The organism is Povalibacter uvarum (genome assembly GCF_014202975.1).
Classification (GTDB): Bacteria; Pseudomonadota; Gammaproteobacteria; order Steroidobacterales; family Steroidobacteraceae; genus Steroidobacter; species Steroidobacter uvarum.
In genome coordinates, this window is record NZ_JACHHZ010000004.1 from 643,956 (window position 1) to 661,456 (window position 17,501).

The 17,501-nt window shown below is 61.3% G+C and carries 11 protein-coding genes; 7 read left to right on the forward strand and 4 right to left on the reverse strand.

Annotation, left to right across the window (positions count from 1 at the left end; genetic code table 11):
* Nucleotides 1–171 precede the first annotated feature (171 nt).
* From HNQ60_RS19185 to HNQ60_RS19200, 4 genes are all read left to right on the forward strand, one after another.
* Nucleotides 172–2,451 carry a heavy metal translocating P-type ATPase gene (locus tag HNQ60_RS19185; protein ID WP_246433673.1) on the forward strand — a complete coding sequence of 760 codons (2,280 nt, stop codon included), beginning with the start codon at nt 172–174 and terminating at the stop codon, nt 2,449–2,451.
* 786 nt (nt 2,452–3,237) lie between these two features.
* Nucleotides 3,238–4,611: a TolC family protein gene (locus tag HNQ60_RS19190; protein ID WP_184334362.1), complete on the forward strand. Its 1,374-nt coding sequence runs from the start codon at nt 3,238–3,240 to the stop codon at nt 4,609–4,611.
* Nucleotides 4,608–6,143, forward strand: coding sequence for an efflux RND transporter periplasmic adaptor subunit (locus HNQ60_RS19195; protein WP_184334363.1), 1,536 nt, complete (start codon nt 4,608–4,610; stop codon nt 6,141–6,143). The genes HNQ60_RS19190 and HNQ60_RS19195 overlap by 4 nt, the downstream gene beginning before the upstream one ends.
* A complete protein-coding gene (locus HNQ60_RS19200) occupies nt 6,140–9,307 on the forward strand; it encodes an efflux RND transporter permease subunit (RefSeq protein WP_184334364.1) in 3,168 nt (1,055 codons plus the stop codon). The genes HNQ60_RS19195 and HNQ60_RS19200 overlap by 4 nt, the downstream gene beginning before the upstream one ends.
* A 109-nt stretch (nt 9,308–9,416) precedes the next feature.
* On the opposite strand, the gene HNQ60_RS19205 is transcribed toward HNQ60_RS19200, so the two are convergent.
* The 3 genes from HNQ60_RS19205 to HNQ60_RS27270 form a co-directional block, all read right to left on the reverse strand.
* On the reverse strand, nt 9,417–10,385 hold the full coding sequence (locus HNQ60_RS19205) for an arsenic resistance protein (protein WP_184334447.1): 969 nt from the start codon (nt 10,383–10,385) through the stop codon (nt 9,417–9,419).
* On the reverse strand, nt 10,382–10,807 hold the full coding sequence (locus HNQ60_RS19210; RefSeq protein ID WP_184334365.1) for a MerR family transcriptional regulator: 426 nt from the start codon (nt 10,805–10,807) through the stop codon (nt 10,382–10,384). Before HNQ60_RS19210 ends, HNQ60_RS19205 begins: the two co-directional genes overlap by 4 nt.
* Nucleotides 10,808–10,975: 168 nt before the next feature.
* A complete protein-coding gene (locus HNQ60_RS27270) occupies nt 10,976–11,233 on the reverse strand; it encodes a hypothetical protein (RefSeq protein WP_221304300.1) in 258 nt (85 codons plus the stop codon).
* On the opposite strand from HNQ60_RS27270, the gene HNQ60_RS19220 reads away from it, so the two are divergent.
* Nucleotides 11,232–11,648, forward strand: a complete 417-nt coding sequence (locus HNQ60_RS19220; RefSeq protein ID WP_184334367.1) for a mercuric transporter MerT family protein — start codon at nt 11,232–11,234, stop codon at nt 11,646–11,648. The two genes, HNQ60_RS27270 and HNQ60_RS19220, sit on opposite strands and share 2 nt — an antisense overlap.
* Before the next feature lie 1,132 nt (nt 11,649–12,780).
* On the opposite strand, the gene HNQ60_RS19225 is transcribed toward HNQ60_RS19220, so the two are convergent.
* On the reverse strand, nt 12,781–13,011 hold the full coding sequence (locus HNQ60_RS19225; protein WP_184334368.1) for a hypothetical protein: 231 nt from the start codon (nt 13,009–13,011) through the stop codon (nt 12,781–12,783).
* On the opposite strand from HNQ60_RS19225, the gene HNQ60_RS19230 reads away from it, so the two are divergent.
* Both HNQ60_RS19230 and HNQ60_RS19235 read left to right on the forward strand, forming a co-directional pair.
* Complete coding sequence (locus HNQ60_RS19230; RefSeq protein WP_184334369.1) at nt 13,010–14,281, forward strand: efflux RND transporter periplasmic adaptor subunit; 1,272 nt, start codon at nt 13,010–13,012, stop codon at nt 14,279–14,281. The two genes, HNQ60_RS19225 and HNQ60_RS19230, sit on opposite strands and share 2 nt — an antisense overlap.
* 73 nt (nt 14,282–14,354) lie before the next feature.
* Entirely contained in the window at nt 14,355–17,483 is a 3,129-nt protein-coding gene (locus HNQ60_RS19235; RefSeq protein WP_184334370.1) for a CusA/CzcA family heavy metal efflux RND transporter, read from the forward strand.
* Nucleotides 17,484–17,501: the final 18 nt, after the last annotated feature.

Here is a 17,501-nt window from a genome sequence, read left to right on the forward strand (position 1 = left end):
CCCGCGTCATGTGGTGCGTCGGCCGCAAAGACCGTATCGCGCGCGGAGCCGCAATCCAACCATTACGCGCACGAGGCGGCACATGCGTGCTGCAGCTCGACGAGCAAGGCCGAACGCGGTGCGCATGCGCCGGATGCTAAGGCGGAGACGACGATCGATCCCGTGTGCGGTATGACGGTCTCCATCGATTCGCCTCATGCGGCCAGTCACGCTGGCAAGGAGTACGCGTTCTGCTCGGCCGGATGCCGCGCAAAGTTCGTGGCTGATCCCGCGCGCTACCTGGACGCGACGAAGAATGATCAAGGACACATGCACCCCCCGCAGAAGACATCGCTCGACGCAGATGTTGCGCCTGGGACCATTTACACGTGCCCGATGCATCCCGAAGTGCAGCAAATGGGACCGGGCACATGCCCGAAATGCGGCATGGCGCTCGAGCCGCTGATGCCCGAGCTCGGTGAGGAAGACAACCCGGAGCTACGGGACTTCCGACGGCGGTTCTGGGCGACGCTGCCACTCACGATCATCGTGACGGTACTCGGGATGTTCGGTCATCGCCTGGGGTGGATGCCTATTGGAACTCAGACGTGGGTCGAACTCGCGCTGTCGGCGCCTATCGTGTTGTGGGCTGGATGGCCGTTCTTCCATCGAGGTGCAATGTCCCTCGTGAATCGTAGTCCGAACATGTGGACGTTGATCGGTCTTGGCACTGCAGCAGCGTTCCTCTACAGCGTCGTCGCCACCGTCGCGCCCGGTCTGTTTCCGGAAAGCTTCATGGCTCACGGACGAATCGGTGTCTATTACGAAGCAGCAGCCGTCATCATCTCGCTCACGCTGCTGGGACAGATCCTCGAGCTCAAGGCCCGCTCGCAAACATCTGCTGCGATCAAGGCCTTGCTGGGTCTGGCGCCAAAAACCGCCAGACGGATTGAGGCGGATGGAGGCGAAAGCGATGTGCTACTGACGCATGTGCACGTGGGCGACACATTGCGCGTCCGCCCGGGAGAAAAGGTGCCTGTCGATGGCGTTGTTATCGAAGGCACCAGCTCGGTGGATGAATCGATGCTCACAGGTGAGCCGGTGCCTGTGACGAAGCGCCCAGGGGACAAGCTGATCGGCGCGACCATCAACACGTCAGGAAGCCTGACAATGCGTTCGGAGCGAGTCGGATCGCAGACCGTCCTCTCGCAAATCGTGCAGATGGTGTCTCAAGCTCAGCGGTCGAAAGCGCCCATGCAGCGCATGGCTGATCGCGTCGCCGGCTATTTCGTCGTGACAGTCGTTGCTGTCGCCGTCGCTGCATTTTTCGCCTGGGGATTGCTCGGAGGCGAGCAGGGCTGGCAATACGGGCTCATCAATGCGGTCGCCGTTCTGATCATTGCCTGTCCTTGTGCGCTCGGGCTGGCGACGCCGATGTCGATCATGGTTGCCACAGGACGTGCTGCGACTCAGGGGATTCTGTTCCGGGATGCCGCCGCCATCGAGAACTTTCGACGCGTAGACACGATCATCGTGGACAAGACTGGAACACTCACCGAAGGCAAGCCGGCCTTCGACAAGGTCATTGCAGTGCACGGAGCATCCGAGTCGGAGGTACTGCGCCTGGCAGCCAGTCTGGATCAGGGCAGTGAGCATCCACTGGCTGCAGCGATCGTGGCCGCCGCGCGAGACAAAGGACTGAAACTGTCGAAGGCGGACACCTTCGAATCCTCCTCGGGAATCGGCGTGCGTGGCACGGTCGAGCATCGCAGTCTCGCGCTTGGGAATACAGCGCTCATGGATCAGGAAGGGGTGGACGTGAGTTCACTGAAGGATGCTGCGGAAACTGAGCGCAGAAATGGCGCGAGCGTCATGTACCTGGCAGTCGACAAGCAGTTGCTCGGTTTGCTCGCAGTCTCCGATCCAATCAAGGCAAGCACTCCCGAGGCGCTCCAGAGTCTGCATGCTGCCGGGATGCGCGTCGTCATGGCGACGGGAGACGGGCTGACAACAGCCCGTGCGGTTGCCGCGCAGCTCAAAATCGATGAGGTTCATGGAGAGGTGAAGCCGGCGGACAAGTTGCGACTCGTGGAGAAGCTGCAGAAATCCGGCAGCATCGTCGCGATGGCAGGAGACGGAATCAACGACGCCCCGGCGCTCGCGAAAGCCGATATTGGGGTGGCGATGGGCACAGGAACGGATGTTGCGATGAGCAGCGCCCAGGTCACGCTCGTCAAGGGCGATCTGCGCGGAATTGCACGGGCACGACTGATCTCGCTCGCGACTATCCAGAACATGCGTCAGAACCTCGGCTTTGCGTTCGTCTACAACGCGCTCGGAGTTCCGCTCGCTGCCGGTCTGCTTTACCCGTTCACCGGCTGGCTGCTGTCGCCCATGATTGCGGCACTCGCGATGAGCCTGTCGTCGTTCTCGGTGATCATGAATGCGCTTCGGTTGCGAGGGCAGACATGACACCCAGAAGCACTTGAGCGCCGAAAGATTCGGCTGCGCGGCGCAGAGATGGCTCCAGTGAGGCGTGTTAGTGGAAATAAAGGCCCATCTGCGGCGTTTGGTTGACAGCCATCCGCCAACCACGTGAGGACCTCCACATGCGACAAGACGCTGGACACCAGATGCAGGGATCGTACAAGGCGTTGCGCATCGAGCTCGCGAGGGAAGAGATTGCACAAATGCAGGCGATTCTGGCGCGTTACTAATCACTGCGATGGGACAGGGCCGGCCCGGATCGGAATGGATCGGAAATGGACGTACGTCACGGCTCGCAGCTGCCCCGGAACAGGCGCTACTTGTATGACGGCGGCCCCGTAGTAACATCCTCGCTCATGAGACGCGTCCTGCTATCGCTGCTGCTCGCCTGGGTGGCCCTCGCACCCGTGGTGGCGAATGCGTGCGCGGTTCAATGTGAAATGCACCCGGGAGCCATGCAGCACCAGCAAGAGGCCCGCGATGGCATGGACTGTCACGGTTCCGAAGCTCCCGACGAAGGATCCGGATCTTCCGGCACTTTCAACGGAATGATGGCTGCAGGATGCTTCCTTGCTGCGACCGCCTCCGTGCCGAGTTCGATCGTGGTGCTCTCAAACGTGGAGCCCGTTTCCGAGCGCCCGACTTCACTTTTCCTGCTCCCGTCCTCAGTCTCTTCCGCACCCCCTGACAAGCCTCCGCGAGCCTGAGTGTTCGTGATCGCGTCGGACTGCCCGGCGCATCGAACATCAGTGCTCAATCTGGAGGCCCAACATGCCCAGTTCATTCGGGCGAGCTGTCGTGCACGACAGCCGCGCCATATATCCATCGACTGCAACGCAACGACTTTCTTTCTTGCGCTGTTGCGTTCGCGCTTACACCGACGCGGCGATCCTGTTTGCCCTTCTGGTCGGCGTTGTCACTTCGCCATTGACGGTCGCTAATGCGGCCGAATCTCCGATACTCGAACTGACTGAGGCGTTGCGACTTGCTGCAGCGGATCAGCCACAGATCGAGACGCTTCATCTGCAAGAGCAGTCCGCGCGAGAAGCCGCAGAGGCCGAGCGTGAGTTACCGGATCCCAAGCTGGCCTTTGGCGTACAGAACCTTCCTGCAACGGGCCCGGATTCCTTTCGTCTGGATCGCGACGAGATGACGATGCTGAGTGTCGGTGTGATGCAGGATGTCGTTACTCGCGAGAAACGGTCGGCGTCATCGGCCCGGATGACGGCCGAGGCTGCAAGGCTCGCGGCTGAAGCCGATGTGAAAGGGCGGGAGATTCGCCGCGATGCCGGATTCGCATGGATCGATGCGTTCGAGGCGCAGCAGCGCGCGAATGCGCTGCGCAAGCTCGTTACCGAGTTGAGTTCCGAGCGTGCGGTGAGCGCCGAGCGACTGGCATCGAGCGGAGAGCGTTCGAGCACCGTCCTGGCGCTCGACATGGAGATCGCACGCACCCGCGATCAGCTCTTCGTCGCCCAACGGGACGAGTCTCGGGCACGTGCGTCGCTCGCGCGGTGGATTGGTGAACATGCCGTACGTCCGCTACCGGAGCACTTGCATCGCGATCTGATTGCTTCGGCGGACCCAGCGAAAGCGAAGCCGGCATCACTGGATGCTCATCCGCTCATCCAATCCACGGAGCATGCAATCGAGGTGACTCTTCGTGAGGCGGATCGCGCACGCGCCGACCGTCGCCCGGATTGGGGATGGCAGCTCATGTACGGGCACCGCCAGGACCTGGCGGACATGGTTTCCCTGCAGGTCACGATAGGTCTGCCGATCAATCGGGCCGACCGCCAGGATCGAAAGCTTGCCGAGAAGCTCGCGATGGCGACTGCAGCGCGAAGCGACCTCGCCGATCGCCGCAGAGAACTAGAAGCACAGCTCGCGAGCGCACGCGCAGACCTCACTGCCAGCATTGCCCGCCTGCGCGAACACCAGGAACGGCTGCTCCCCGCTGCCCGCGCGCGACTGGCCACCGCCGAGGCCGCCTACGCCGGTGGAAGTGGCCAGCTCCCGGACGTTTGGGCCGCCAGGCGAGAGATGGTCGATGTCCTGCTTCATCACGAAATGATCATGGCCGAAGGCGTTCGCGCACTGATGCAGCTCGAATGGCTCGTTGGTACCCCGGAGATGCAGTCATGAATACGCGCGTCGTACTCGGGGGTATTGCAGGGGCCATCATCATCATTGCGGCTACGGTGTATGTTTCGCGCCGAACTGACCACGACTCTCATGCGGCGAGCGGCGAAGTCATCGAGGGTGTAGTGCAAGACGGATCCGGAAGACGAGTGCTGTACTGGCACGACCCGATGGTTCAAGGACAGCGCTTCGACCGGCCAGGTAAATCGCCGTTCATGGACATGCAGCTCGTGCCGAAGTACGCAGAGGAGGGCAGCGACACGGGCGTCCAGATTTCTCCAGCACTGACCCAGAACCTTGGAATTCGGACGGCAGCCGTCGAACGGGCCGAGTTTGGTGACCGCGTCTCTGCACTTGGTCGCATCGAAGCAGATGAGCGGCGTCGCTATGCGATGCCTGCGCGCGTCGAGGGATACGTTGAGCGGCTGTTCGTGCGCGCTGTCGGAGATCCGGTGTCCAAGGGCGAGAAGGTCGCAGAGATCTATTCGCCGGACGTGCTTTCAGCACAGCAGGAATACCTTGCGTTGATGAGCGCATCGGGTCTGCCGAATTCGGAGTCATTGGTGCAGGCCGCGCGGCGGAGATTGGCTTTGTTCGGAATGGATGAGCGCGAGATCGACGCCATCTCGAAGAGCCGCACAGCGCAGGCGCGCTTCGGAGTGTATGCGCCCGCTACTGGTTTCGTGACCGATCTGAATGCGCGTGAAGGAGCGCAGATCGAAGCCGGCGCAAACCTGCTATCGATTGCAGATCTCTCGCAGGTTTGGTTGATAGTGGAAGTTCCCGAGGCCCAGAGCGGGCACTTGCGCGCAGGGGATGATGTGACCGCCACTCTTGGAAACGCACCGAACAGGGAGATCAAGGGGAAGATCGACTTTATCTATCCCGTGCTCGATCCGCAGACGCGTACAGCGCGCGTGCGCATCGTCGTGGCGAATGATTCTGGCGACCTCCGTCCGGGTATGTTGGCGACTGCTCACCTCGATGCGATGTCTCGCGAGACGCTTTCGGTGCCAAGTGAGGCTGTGATCTACACAGGGGAGCGCACGATAGTCATCGTGCGAAACGACAATTCGTTTCGGCCGGTCGAGGTTCGAATCGGCGCCGAGGCGAGAGGGCGGACCGAGGTCCTCAGTGGCCTCGAAGTGGGCGAGCAGGTCGTTGCATCGGGTCAGTTCCTGATCGATTCCGAAGCCAGCCTGAGCGGAGTGCTGGCGCGGCTATCTGACGACGGCACGCAGAACGCGCGGATGTCCGCTCGTGATGAGGCGGCGCAAGTATCTGCCCAACCCACTGACTTGATCTCTGCGACCGGGCGAGTAGTGAGCGTGGACCACGAGGCTGGCCGAGTGACGCTCCAGCACGGTCCCATTCCTCAACTGAACTGGCCAGAAATGACGATGGCCTTCCGGTTGGCGGATCCTCAGCTGGCGCACTCGCTTGGAGTCGGCGATGTCATTCGATTCTCGCTGCGCGCCAAGCCGGAAGACGGCGCATATGTCATCGAGACCGCAACGAAGGAAGCGCAGCGATGATTGCGCAACTCATTCTGTGGTCGGGAAGCAATCGCCTGCTGGTGCTGCTCGGCTGCGCATTGCTGTCCGCCTGGGGCATGTATGCGGTTTCGCAAACACCGGTGGATGCGATTCCGGATCTTTCGGATACGCAAGTGATCATCCGAACGAGTTGGCCGGGGCAGGCCCCGCAGATCGTGGAGGACCAGGTCACCTATCCACTCACGACGACGATGCTATCCGTACCAGGCGTGCGAACCGTACGGGGCTACTCGTTCTTCGGCGACTCATTCGTCTACGTGCTCTTTGATGACAGGACCGATTTGTATTGGGCGCGCTCACGCGTTCTGGAGTACCTCAATCAGGCTGCATCGAGGCTGCCACCCAATGCTCAGCCAACGCTCGGACCCGACGCCACGGGCGTAGGTTGGATTTACGAATATGCGCTCGTCGATCGTACGGGACAACACGACATCGGCGAGTTGCGGGCACTGCAAGATTGGTTTCTGCAGTTCGAGTTGAAGACGATTCCTCATGTCGCGGAGGCGGCGAGCATCGGCGGGATGGTGCGGCAGTTCCAGGTGCAGATCGACCCACAGAAGCTTCGCGCGTACGGCATGCCGCTCGCGCAGGTCGTCAGCGCCATCCAGGCGGCAAACAGTGAAACCGGCGGCGCCGTGATCGAGCTCGGCGAAGCCGAGTTCATGGTCCGGGCGCGCGGCTATCTGCAGTCACTCGAGGATTTCGCGCGGATTCCCTTGATGGCGACGGGCGAGGGCACACCCGTTCTCTTGTCGGATGTCGCTCGCGTGCAGATCGGTCCCGAGATGCGCCGCGGCATCGCCGAATTGAACGGTGAGGGCGAAGTCGTCGGGGGCGTGGTAGTTCTGCGCTCCGGTGAGAATGCGCGAGAAGTGATCGCAGCAGTGAAGCGAAAGCTCTCCGATCTCAGGTCGAGTCTGCCGAAAGGCGTCGAGGTCGTGACGGTCTATGACCGCTCACAGTTGATCGACCGAGCTGTACAGACGCTGTGGAGCCGGCTGATAGAGGAGTTCGTCGTCGTAGCGCTCGTCTGCGCCTTGTTCCTTTGGCACCTGCGTTCGGCATTGGTGGCCGTCGTTGCGCTGCCGCTCGGTGTGCTCACTGCGTTTATCGTCATGTATTACCAGGGGATCAACGCCAACATCATGTCGTTGGGGGGCATCGCGATTGCGATTGGTGCGATGGTCGACGCGGCGATCGTGATGATCGAGAACGCTCACAAACACTTGGAGCAGTGGCGCAAGCTACACGGGGCAGAGGCACAAGGAGAGCACCGCAGTCGGATCGTACTCGAGGCTGCAACGCAGGTGGGTCCTGCACTGTTCGTATCGCTCCTGATCATCACGTTGTCATTTGTGCCTGTATTCACGCTGCAAGCGCAGGAAGGCAGGCTGTTCGGGCCGCTCGCATACACGAAGACCTACGCGATGGCTGCGGCCGCGGGTCTGTCAGTAACGCTCGTTCCTGTTCTGATGACGCTGTTCATTCGGGGACGAATTCGAGATGAAGAGGAAAACCCGGTCAATCGAGGTCTGATGCGAGTCTATCGGCCGTTGCTCGAGCGTGTACTCAATGCGCCGATCGCTACGCTCATCATCGCCGGAATCGTCACTGTCACTACGTTGTGGCCGTTGTCGCGTCTCGGATCGGAGTTCATGCCGCCATTCGACGAGGGTGACTTGCTCTACATGCCGACCGCGTTGCCGGGCATTGCGCCGTCGAAAGTCGCCGAAGTGGTGCAACTCACCGATCGGCTTATCAAGACAGTTCCCGAAGTCGCCACGGTCTTTGGCAAAGCCGGACGAGCTGAAAGTGCAACCGACCCAGCGCCGTTGGAAATGCTCGAAACCACCATCCAGTTAAAGCCGCGTTCCGAGTGGCGCGAAGGAATGACACCCGAGCGGCTCATCGAGGAGTTTGACCGCGCGCTGGATATTCCAGGACTGGCCAACATCTGGGTGCAGCCGATTCGAAATCGGATCGACATGCTGGCAACGGGTATCAAGAGCCCGGTCGGTATCAAGATCTCCGGGAACGACCTGGCGGTACTCGAGAAGCTCGGCCAACGCATCGAGCAGGCCGTAAAGAGCGTTCCTGGGGCTTCCTCCGTGATCGCTGATCGAGTGACCGGTGGTCGATACATCGATGTGAAGATTGATCGGCTGGCTGCCGCACGCTATGGGCTCAGCATCGAGCAAGTACAGCAACTCGTCGCGTTCGGTGTGGGCGGTGAAAACATAGGGGAAGTCATTGACGGTCGCGCACGCTATCCGATCAACGTGCGATTTCCACGAGAGCTGCGGGATTCACCGCGCGACTTGGCCGCGCTGCCGTTGGTGACGCCGGCGGGCGCAGCGATATCTCTTGGAGCCGTGGCGGATGTCTCGATCGTGGATGGACCGCCCATGATCAAGAGCGAGAATGCGCGACTCTCCCTGTGGGTGTATGTGGACATCCGAGGACGCGATCTCGGCGGATTCGTGGAATCCGCGAGGCAAGCGGTCGCCGAACAGGTCGAAATGCCGGCCGGCTACTCGCTGGTGTGGTCTGGACAGTTCGAGTACCTCGAGCGTGCCACCGAGCGCCTGAAATGGGTTGTGCCGGCGACGGTCGCAATCATCTTCCTGCTGCTGTTCCTCATCTTTCGAAAGGTCATTCCGGCACTGCTTATTCTGGGAACGTTGCCTTTCGCGCTGGTGGGCGCGATCTGGTTCATGTTCCTGCTCGGTCACAACATGTCGATTGCAAGCGCTGTCGGAATGATTGCGCTTGCGGGGCTAGCCGCCGAGTTCGGGGTGGTCATGCTGGTCTATCTGAACAGTGCGATCGAGCGCCACGCCGCGGCAGGGGAGGCGTTGACCGAGGAGCGCCAGCGCGAAGCAATCGTGGAGGGTGCAGTGCTTCGGCTCCGCCCCAAAAGCATGACGGTTGCTGTGATTCTCGCGGGCTTGTTGCCCGCGATGATCGGCGGTGGCACTGGCTCGGAGATCATGAGCCGAATTGCAGCACCAATGGTCGGTGGCATGATCACCGCGCCATTGCTTTCGCTTTTCGTGCTGCCCGCTGCGTACGCCGCAATGCGCCGCAAGGGGCGGTTCCGACTGGATGGTGGCGCCGCTGACTCAGATTCGGGAACTCGTTAGGTGAGGAGCGGCCCCCCCTGCATAGGCGAATTGACTTCTGCGTCCCTTCCTCTAGCCCTCGTCCGGCTCTTCCTGATCGGAATCGCCATCCTCACACGGCAGCTTCATCTCACGTTTCAGCGTGGCGCCAGATCATCGCGGGAATCGCCCTCAGGTAGATCAGCTCCGCCACCAATTCGACCAACGTCTGCGCGATAACAGTTGCTGCAGCCAGGGTCCTCAAATCGGGCGGCAGCGCCAGGGCGAGCGGCAACACGACGAGCGAGTTACGCGTGGCGGAGCTGAAGGCCACGGCTCGAGCGGCCGCTGCAGGGAGAGCGAAAATCCGAGCGGCCAACGCACCGGCCGCAGGCGCAAGTACTACGAACAACGCGTAGATGGGAAGCACGGCCATCAACTTGGTTGCGTCTCGCGAGATCGAAGGCACTTGAGAAGCGATCACCAGCATCAGCACTGCAGCCATGGCCGGAACCGGCAGCCACAGCCAGATGTCACGCCAGGCGCGAACCGCGCGCGACCGGGCGGTCAGCGCTTCGGTCGCAACTGCCAGGATCAATGGCACCGCGATGAGGAACAGAAATGCCTCGATGAAGGGCGCGAAGGAGATCGAGAGAGCCTCATCACTGCCCAGCATCAAAGACAAATAGAGCGGCAAGAGTGCGAACTGAAGCAACAACAAAATGGGTGTCGCCGACAAGACCAGTCGGGAATCGCCTTTGCCCAGGTGAGTAAAGACAACCACGTAGTCTATGCACGGCGTGAGCAGCACAAGGAGCGCGCCGATCATTATTGCCTTGTCATCCGCGAGTTGAGCCGTCAGCGCCCAGACCACCAGCGGTATCAGAACGAAGTTCGCCAGGAGCAAGGCGGAAATGAAGCGTCGATTGCCCAACGCAGCGCGGAGACTCAGGAAGGGGATCTGCAGAAACATCACGTACATGAGCACCGCGATGGCGGGGGTGATTAGGACATCGAAACCGCGTGCAGTGCCCGGCGCAGCCACTCCCGCTATCGCTGCAAAGGCCACCGATCCGAAGTAAATCGCAATCTGATGCCGCTCAAGCCAAGCCCGCGTCACGAGCATCTCGATCCTCGGCACCCATCGTTCGCGTGGGAAACACTGCTCGGAGAGAGGGAGCATTCCTCGATGCGCACACAACCGCACTTGAGGCTTAGTTCGAGTGCAGAACGCATCCGCTGGATACGTTCTGCTTGCTCATCGAGCTCACGCAGCTTCGTATGCGCGAGGCGCTGCCAGCGCGTGCTCAAGGGCGTGTCTGTGCCGAAGCCGCGGAACAGAGTCTTGATCTCTTCGAGCGTAAATCCTGCTTGCTGCGCGAATCGCAGGATATCGATCCGGCGGATCACGTCGGGGTCATAGCTACGTCGACCTGCAACGCGGGCTGGTGCAGGCAAGATGCCCGCTTCCTCGTAATACCGAAGAGCCGACGTGCGAATCCCGGTGCGCTTCGCGACTTGGCCGATCGACAGGGGTTTCATCGAAACTCCTTGACTTCAAGTTGACTTGAATATGTACGCTGAGACACATGAAAGCAACATCGGGGTGAGGCTATGACTGCGGCGAAAACCACTTCTATTCCCATCGCTTGTGTGCCGGCAGCGATTCCCGCCGGTGAGCGCAGGGCTCACTTTGCATTGGCTGAACGCCTATTCGGCGAGCTGGCGCTTGGACGATTGCCCCTGGATGACGGATACCAGTTCCGCTTCCCCGCGACTGCGTTGTCGATAGTGACGAAATTCCTCACGAACGAGCGGTTGTGTTGTCCGTTCATGCGCTTTGCTTTGGAAATCGAGCCCGGAACCGATGCGATCGTGCTCAGAATGACTGGCCCGATCGGAACACGCGAGATCCTCGATGCCGAACTGAATCTCGACCACTGCAAATCCACCGGGTGTGGCTGCCATGTCTCGTGAACTCGCGCCCGACGCTGCCACGACAGTAGCCTTAGGCCGTTGCGGTGCGACCCGCTCGGCGGCTCGTTGGACCACTCTGGGTGGGATTCTGGCCGCGCTGGGCGTGTGTTCCGCCTGCTGCCTATTGCCCGCCGTTCTCATTGCTCTGGGTCTAACAGGCACCTGGGTCGGGTGGCTCGACAGCTTGGCGCCGTACAAGCTCTATTTCCTGGCCGGCACCATCGTCTTGCTCGGTGCCAGCTTCTATCTGATCTATCTGCGACGAAGCACTTGCACTGTCAGTCCCGCTTGTTCGACCTGCCGCCCGAGTCCCACAGTACGAATTGGTTTGTGGATCGGCGTATTGCTCGTTGTCGCAGGGCTCATCTTCGAAGCAATCGAACCGCTGTTAGAAGGCGCACCGTGAATCGGCAGCCCAACGCGCGAGGCATCGCAGGTCTGCTTGCAATTATCACTGCCTGTGCAGCCTGCTGTGCGCTTCCGCTTCTCGGCGTCGTGGGACTAGGAACTGGTATCGCGGCCGGTATTACGCCGACTAAAGTGGCCACAGTGTTCGCCATCACGAGCGTCGTTCTACTCATTGGCCTCGCAGCACTCAAGGTTCGAAGTCGCATGAAGCAGTCCGGGTGCTCGACCCAGTGTGCGGCCGATCGGTCGTGCTGCGAGGAGGGTGAAGAAGCAAAGAACGATCGGACTTGAAGATGGAGCCATCAAGGAAACGCTGCAGCTCCTGCGATACCTTCAGATAGGCGACAACTGATTGCGGCAGGAGGCCAGGACAATCTGACGCGAAGGCTTGGTGCACTGCAGCCATTCTCGTTGGTTGCGTTGCTCGGAACGCTGATGCTGCTCTTCGGTTTCTAGCGTGTGCCGATTCTCGCGCAACCGGCGGCGACCGCGGACGGGAACCCTGTCGCACGGCGGCATTGGCATATTTCCAGACTGCTGCGTACACTCATTACAATGTCCCCTCGTGCGACCATCGTGTGGCTCTTACTGCTCGGCATCGTGCTGACGCCATTCGGCACGTTGCATGCTCACGTCGCGACTGACCATCATGAAGGCGTTCTGCATGGAGGGCACCTGCACGGGGGCCATTCACACGAGTCGGCGGCCGATTCGCATGAACGCAGCGAAGGTCAGGTCGTCGATGTGCAGCTGGTTGCTTCCGGACCCGCGCAAGCGACTGACCGCAGCCACATCGATTTTCGTACCGATTGTTGGCCGCCGCTTGTTGTAGTCAGCCTGCTACTGTGGGACGCACCCCCTGCTCGGCTGAGTCTGCGACCGCCAACCGCCAATGCTCCGCCGATTTCCCGCCTCGAGCATTGGAAACCGCCCCTGCGCGGTCCACCCGCATAGCTCCATCGCCCTGTGAGTGTGCTCTCGGCCGTTGATACGGCCGATGGGCATTTGCCTGCTCATGCGCTCGGGAATCTCCGTGCGCCAGGATGGAGTTGCCAATGTCTCGCCTGTTTCTCTGCATGGCATGCCGATGTGCATGCGTATTGCTGTTTGCCCATACATCACTCGTCCATTCACAGGCATCCGAGCCACAGCTCGGGTTCGACGATGCCATTGCACGCAGCGTCGAACGTAGTCTCGATCTGAAGGTCTTCAAGTTCGATCTTGACGCGCAGCAAGCGCGCAGCCAGCAGGCGCGGGCACAGCCGGCCGTAGATGTCAGCCTGCTGCACATCGAAATTGAAAGGCTGACCGGCATCTCGCTCGGCAATCCCCTGGAACGATAAATCAGTGAGCGGACTCATGAACAAGCAACTGTTGTTGATCGCCCTGGTGGCGCTGAGCGCTTGCGGGTCGCGCGACGAATCAGGCGCAAAGGGCGGTGAGCATGCTGCCGTGGCGGCCGAAGCGGCCGAAGCGGCCGAAGCGGCCGAAGCGGCCGAAGCGGCTGTCCGGAAAGGCCCACACAACGGCCGTCTTCTGGCCGATGGTCCCTTTGCGTTGGAACTCGCCATTTTCGAAAGCGGCGTACCGCCCGAATACCATGCGTGGCCAACACTCGACAGCAAACCGGTGTCGCTGGCGGACGTGGAGCTCATCGTCGAGCTTACCCGGCTGGGCAACAAGGTCGATCGGTTCGAGTTCGCGCCGCAGGCGGACTATCTGCGAGGCAATGGCGTCGTCCGCGAGCCGCACTCCTTCGTCGTCAAGGTCACCGCCACGCATGCCGGCAAGACGTATCAGTGGAGCTTCGACAGCTTCGAGGGGCGCACCGCGATTGCCGCGGATATTGCGCAGAGCGCGGGGATCGAGACAGAGGTTGCCGGTCCGGCGAAGCTGGTCGACACGCTAACTTTGTACGGCAACATTGCGCCCGATCAGGCGCGTCAACGGCAGGTGAGCGCGCGCTATCCGGGTCTGATCCGCACCGTGCATAAGAAGCTGGGCGACCAGGTTCGTGCCGGCGAACCTTTGGTCGCCATCGAGAGCAACGAAAGCCTGCAGACATACACGGTGACCGCACCGGTGAATGGCATCGTCACGGCGCGCGATGCCAATCCCGGGGAGCAGTCGGGGGATCGCACGCTATTCACGATCGTCGATCCTTCTTCGGTCTGGGCGGAGCTGTCCGTCTTTACGCGCGACCGCGCACGCGTTCGTCCTGGCGCAGTGGTACGAGTCCGGGGTGCGGACTCCAGTACCGAAGTGCTGGGGAAGATCGAGCGCGTCGACGTTCAGGCCAGCGCCAATCAGGCCGTGATCGCACGTGCGACGCTCGACAACTCGAGCGGACTGTTCATCCCCGGCGGCTTTGTCACTGCGGAAGTCTCTGTTGGCGAACGTGAAGTGCCGCTGGCCGTCAGGACCAGCGGGCTGCAGCCGTTCCGCGACTTTACTGTCGTGTTCGAGAAGGTCGATGACACTTATGAAGTGCGCATGCTTGAGCTGGGCGAGCAGCGAGGCGAATGGGTTGAGGTGCTCGGCGGCCTGTCGCCGGGCGCGAGCTACGTGACCGAGAACAGTTATCTGATCAAGGCGGACGTCGAGAAGTCGGGCGCCTCACATGATCACTGATGACGCTCGAGGCTGATCGAACCGTCTTCTCGCGCCCCATTCAACACTCCGTGAACACAGCAAGGGCAACGCCGTGATCGAACGCATTCTCAAATTCGCCATCGAGCGACGCTGGCTGGTGCTGCTGGCAACGCTGGCGATCGCTGCGCTGGGCGTGTGGAACTTCACACGCCTGCCCATCGACGCCGTGCCGGACATCACCAATGTCCAGGTCATCGTCAACGTCGAGGCACCGGGCTATACACCGCTCGAAGCTGAGCAGCGCATTACCGTGCCGCTGGAAACGGCAATGGCGGGTCTTCCCCGGCTGTCCTACACCAGATCGCTGTCGCGCTATGGCCTGGCGCAAGTCACTGTGATCTTTGAGGACGGAACCGATATCTACTTCGCCCGTCAGGTGGTCGCCGAACGCATGCTCGCCGTTCGTGGCGATTTGCCGGAAGGACGTGAGCCGGTACTCGGCCCGATCGCGACCGGATTGGGCGAGATCTTTATGCTCACCGTCGACGCCGAGCCAGGCGCGAAGAACGTCGATGGCTCCGCCATCACGCCGATCGATCTGCGCACGGTGCACGACTGGATCATCCGGCCGCAGTTGCTGCGGGTGCCCGGTGTCGTCGAGGTCAACCCGATCGGTGGCTACAAGAAGGAAATTCTGATTGCGCCCGACCCAGCCAAGCTGCTCGCCTATGGGATCGCCCACCGAGATCTCATCGACGCGGTCGAAGCGAACAACAGCAATCGCGGGGCCGGATACATCGAACACAACGGCGCTCAATGGCTGCTACGCGTGCCGGGCCAGATCAATGAGATCGACAGACTCGGCAACATAGTCATTCGCCAGCGCAACGGCATACCGCTACGGATAAGCGATGTCGCAAGCGTGACGCTGGGAAAGGAGCTGCGCACCGGCGCGGCGACGCAGAACGGCCGCGAAGTCGTGATGAGTACGGTCTTCATGCTCATCGGCGAAAACAGCCGTGAAGTTTCCCACGCTGTCGCAGCGAAGCTCGAAGAGATCAAGCCGACGCTGCCGGCCGGTATCACTGCCACGGCGGTCTACGATCGCACACGCCTGGTCGACAAAACGCTGGCGACGGTGGAGAAGAATTTGGTCGAAGGTGCGCTGCTGGTCGTCGTAGTGCTGTTCGTGCTGCTGGGAAATATCCGTGCAGCGCTCCTCACCGCGGCCGTCATCCCGCTCACGATGCTGATGACGATCACGGGCATGGTGCACAGCGGCGTCACCGCGAACCTGATGAGCCTGGGAGCGCTCGATTTCGGTCTGATCGTCGATGGCGCGGTCATCATCGTCGAGAACTGCCTGCGCCGCCTGTCCGAATCGTCGCGGGACAACCGCGCACTGCCGCTTTCCGAGCGGCTGTCGGTGGTGTTCGATGCGACGCAAGAGGTGATTCGCCCGGCGCTGTTCGGCGTGTTCATCATCACCGCTGTGTATTTGCCCATCCTCGCCTTGACTGGCGTGGAGGGAAAGATGTTTCACCCGATGGCGATCACCGTGATCATCGCGCTGCTGAGCGCAATGCTGCTCTCGCTGACGCTGGTACCGGCGGGTGTAGCTTTCCTGTTCCGGAATCCAAAGCCGGAGAAGCACAACGTCGTGATGAGCATCGCGCATGCTGCGTATCAACCGGTGCTTGCATTCGCGCTGCGGTGGCGTTGGTCGGTGGTGCTTGGCGCTGCCGTGCTTGCGGTGCTTTGTGGATTGCTTGCGACCCGCCTCGGATCTGAGTTCATTCCGAACCTCGATGAAGGCGACATCGCCATGCACGCTCTGAGGATTCCCGGCACTTCCCTCGAACAGGCGATCCGGCAGCAACAGATGCTCGAGGCGAGGGTAAAGGAGCTGCCCGAAGTGGAGCGGGTGTTCGCCAAGATCGGTACAGCCGAGGTTGCGACTGAGGCGGCGCCGCCGAGCGTGGCCGACAACTTCATCATCATGAAGCCCCGCGATCAGTGGCCGGACCCGAACAAGCCCAAGGCTCAGTTCGTTGCGGAGCTGGAAGCGAAAGTTTCTCCGGTGCCCGGCAACCGTTACGAGTTTCTGCAACCGATCCAGATGCGTTTCAACGAGCTGATCGCTGGCGTGCGTGCCGAACTGGCCGTCAAAGTGTTCGGCGACGACTTCGATACGCTCGTTGCACTGGGCGCGCAGCTGCAGGCCGCGGTAGCTGGGGTCGACGGTGCTGCCGACGTCGCGGTCGAGCAGGCTACCGGCCTGCCAGTACTGAGCGTGGAGCCGAAGTACGAAACGCTGGGGCGTCTTGGTCTCAATGTCAGCGATCTGCAGGATCTGGTAGCGACTGCCGTTGGAGGCACGGTCGCGGGCAAGTTCTTCGAGGGTGACCGTCGGTCCGACATCGTGATTCGACTGCCGGAGTCGATGCGCGGCGATACCGCTGCGCTGACACGCCTGCCGGTGCCGCTCGGTGAAGGTGGCTATGTGCCGCTGGGCGAAGTTGCGGAGCTGCGGCTTGAAACAGGTTTGAATCAGATCAATCGCGAGAACGGAAAGCGGCGCGTGGTCGTCTCTGCCAATGTGCGCGGGCGCGACCTTGGTTCGTTCGTAGAGGACGTCAAGCAGGCAATCGGCACGCAGGTCGAAATCCCGGCAGGCTACTGGCTGGAGTTCGGCGGCACATTCCAGCAACTGGAGTCGGCGTCGCGACGCCTTGCCGTGGTGGTGCCGATTACGTTGCTGATCATCGCGGGCTTGCTGTTCGCGGCGCTGGGATCGGTCCGCGACGCGGCGGTGATCTTCTCCGGTGTGCCGCTCGCGTTGACGGGCGGGGTGTTGGCGCTATGGCTCAGGGATATTCCTTTCTCGATCTCAGCCGGCGTTGGCTTCATCGCGTTGTCCGGTATCGCGGTGCTTAACGGCCTGGTCATGGTGAGTTTCATTCGTGACCTGTATCGCAATGGCATCCCGCTGGAAGACGCGATCACCCAGGGTGCGCTCACCCGTCTGCGTCCGGTATTGATGACGGCACTGGTCGCCGCGCTGGGCTTCGTGCCAATGGCCTTCAATACAGGCATCGGCAGTGAGGTGCAGCGTCCGCTGGCGACCGTGGTGATCGGAGGGATCGTGTCTTCCACGCTGCTCACGCTGCTCGTACTTCCCGCGCTGTATCGGTTGTCGCACCGCCCTGGCCGAACCGTCGCCGCTGCGCCGGCTGCCTGACGATATGACTTTCAAGCA

Coding starts and splice junctions, on each gene's coding strand:
- HNQ60_RS19230 (WP_184334369.1), top strand. CDS start 13,010: ATGAACAAGCAACTGTTGTTGATCGCCCTGGTGGCGCTGAGCGCTTGC.
- HNQ60_RS19220 (WP_184334367.1), top strand. CDS start 11,232: ATGTCTCGTGAACTCGCGCCCGACGCTGCCACGACAGTAGCCTTAGGC.
- HNQ60_RS19210 (WP_184334365.1), bottom strand. CDS start 10,807: ATGAAACCCCTGTCGATCGGCCAAGTCGCGAAGCGCACCGGGATTCGC.
- HNQ60_RS19225 (WP_184334368.1), bottom strand. CDS start 13,011: ATGAGTCCGCTCACTGATTTATCGTTCCAGGGGATTGCCGAGCGAGAT.
- HNQ60_RS19195 (WP_184334363.1), top strand. CDS start 4,608: ATGAATACGCGCGTCGTACTCGGGGGTATTGCAGGGGCCATCATCATC.
- HNQ60_RS27270 (WP_221304300.1), bottom strand. CDS start 11,233: ATGGCAGCCACACCCGGTGGATTTGCAGTGGTCGAGATTCAGTTCGGC.
- HNQ60_RS19200 (WP_184334364.1), top strand. CDS start 6,140: ATGATTGCGCAACTCATTCTGTGGTCGGGAAGCAATCGCCTGCTGGTG.
- HNQ60_RS19185 (WP_246433673.1), top strand. CDS start 172: ATGACGGTCTCCATCGATTCGCCTCATGCGGCCAGTCACGCTGGCAAG.
- HNQ60_RS19190 (WP_184334362.1), top strand. CDS start 3,238: ATGCCCAGTTCATTCGGGCGAGCTGTCGTGCACGACAGCCGCGCCATA.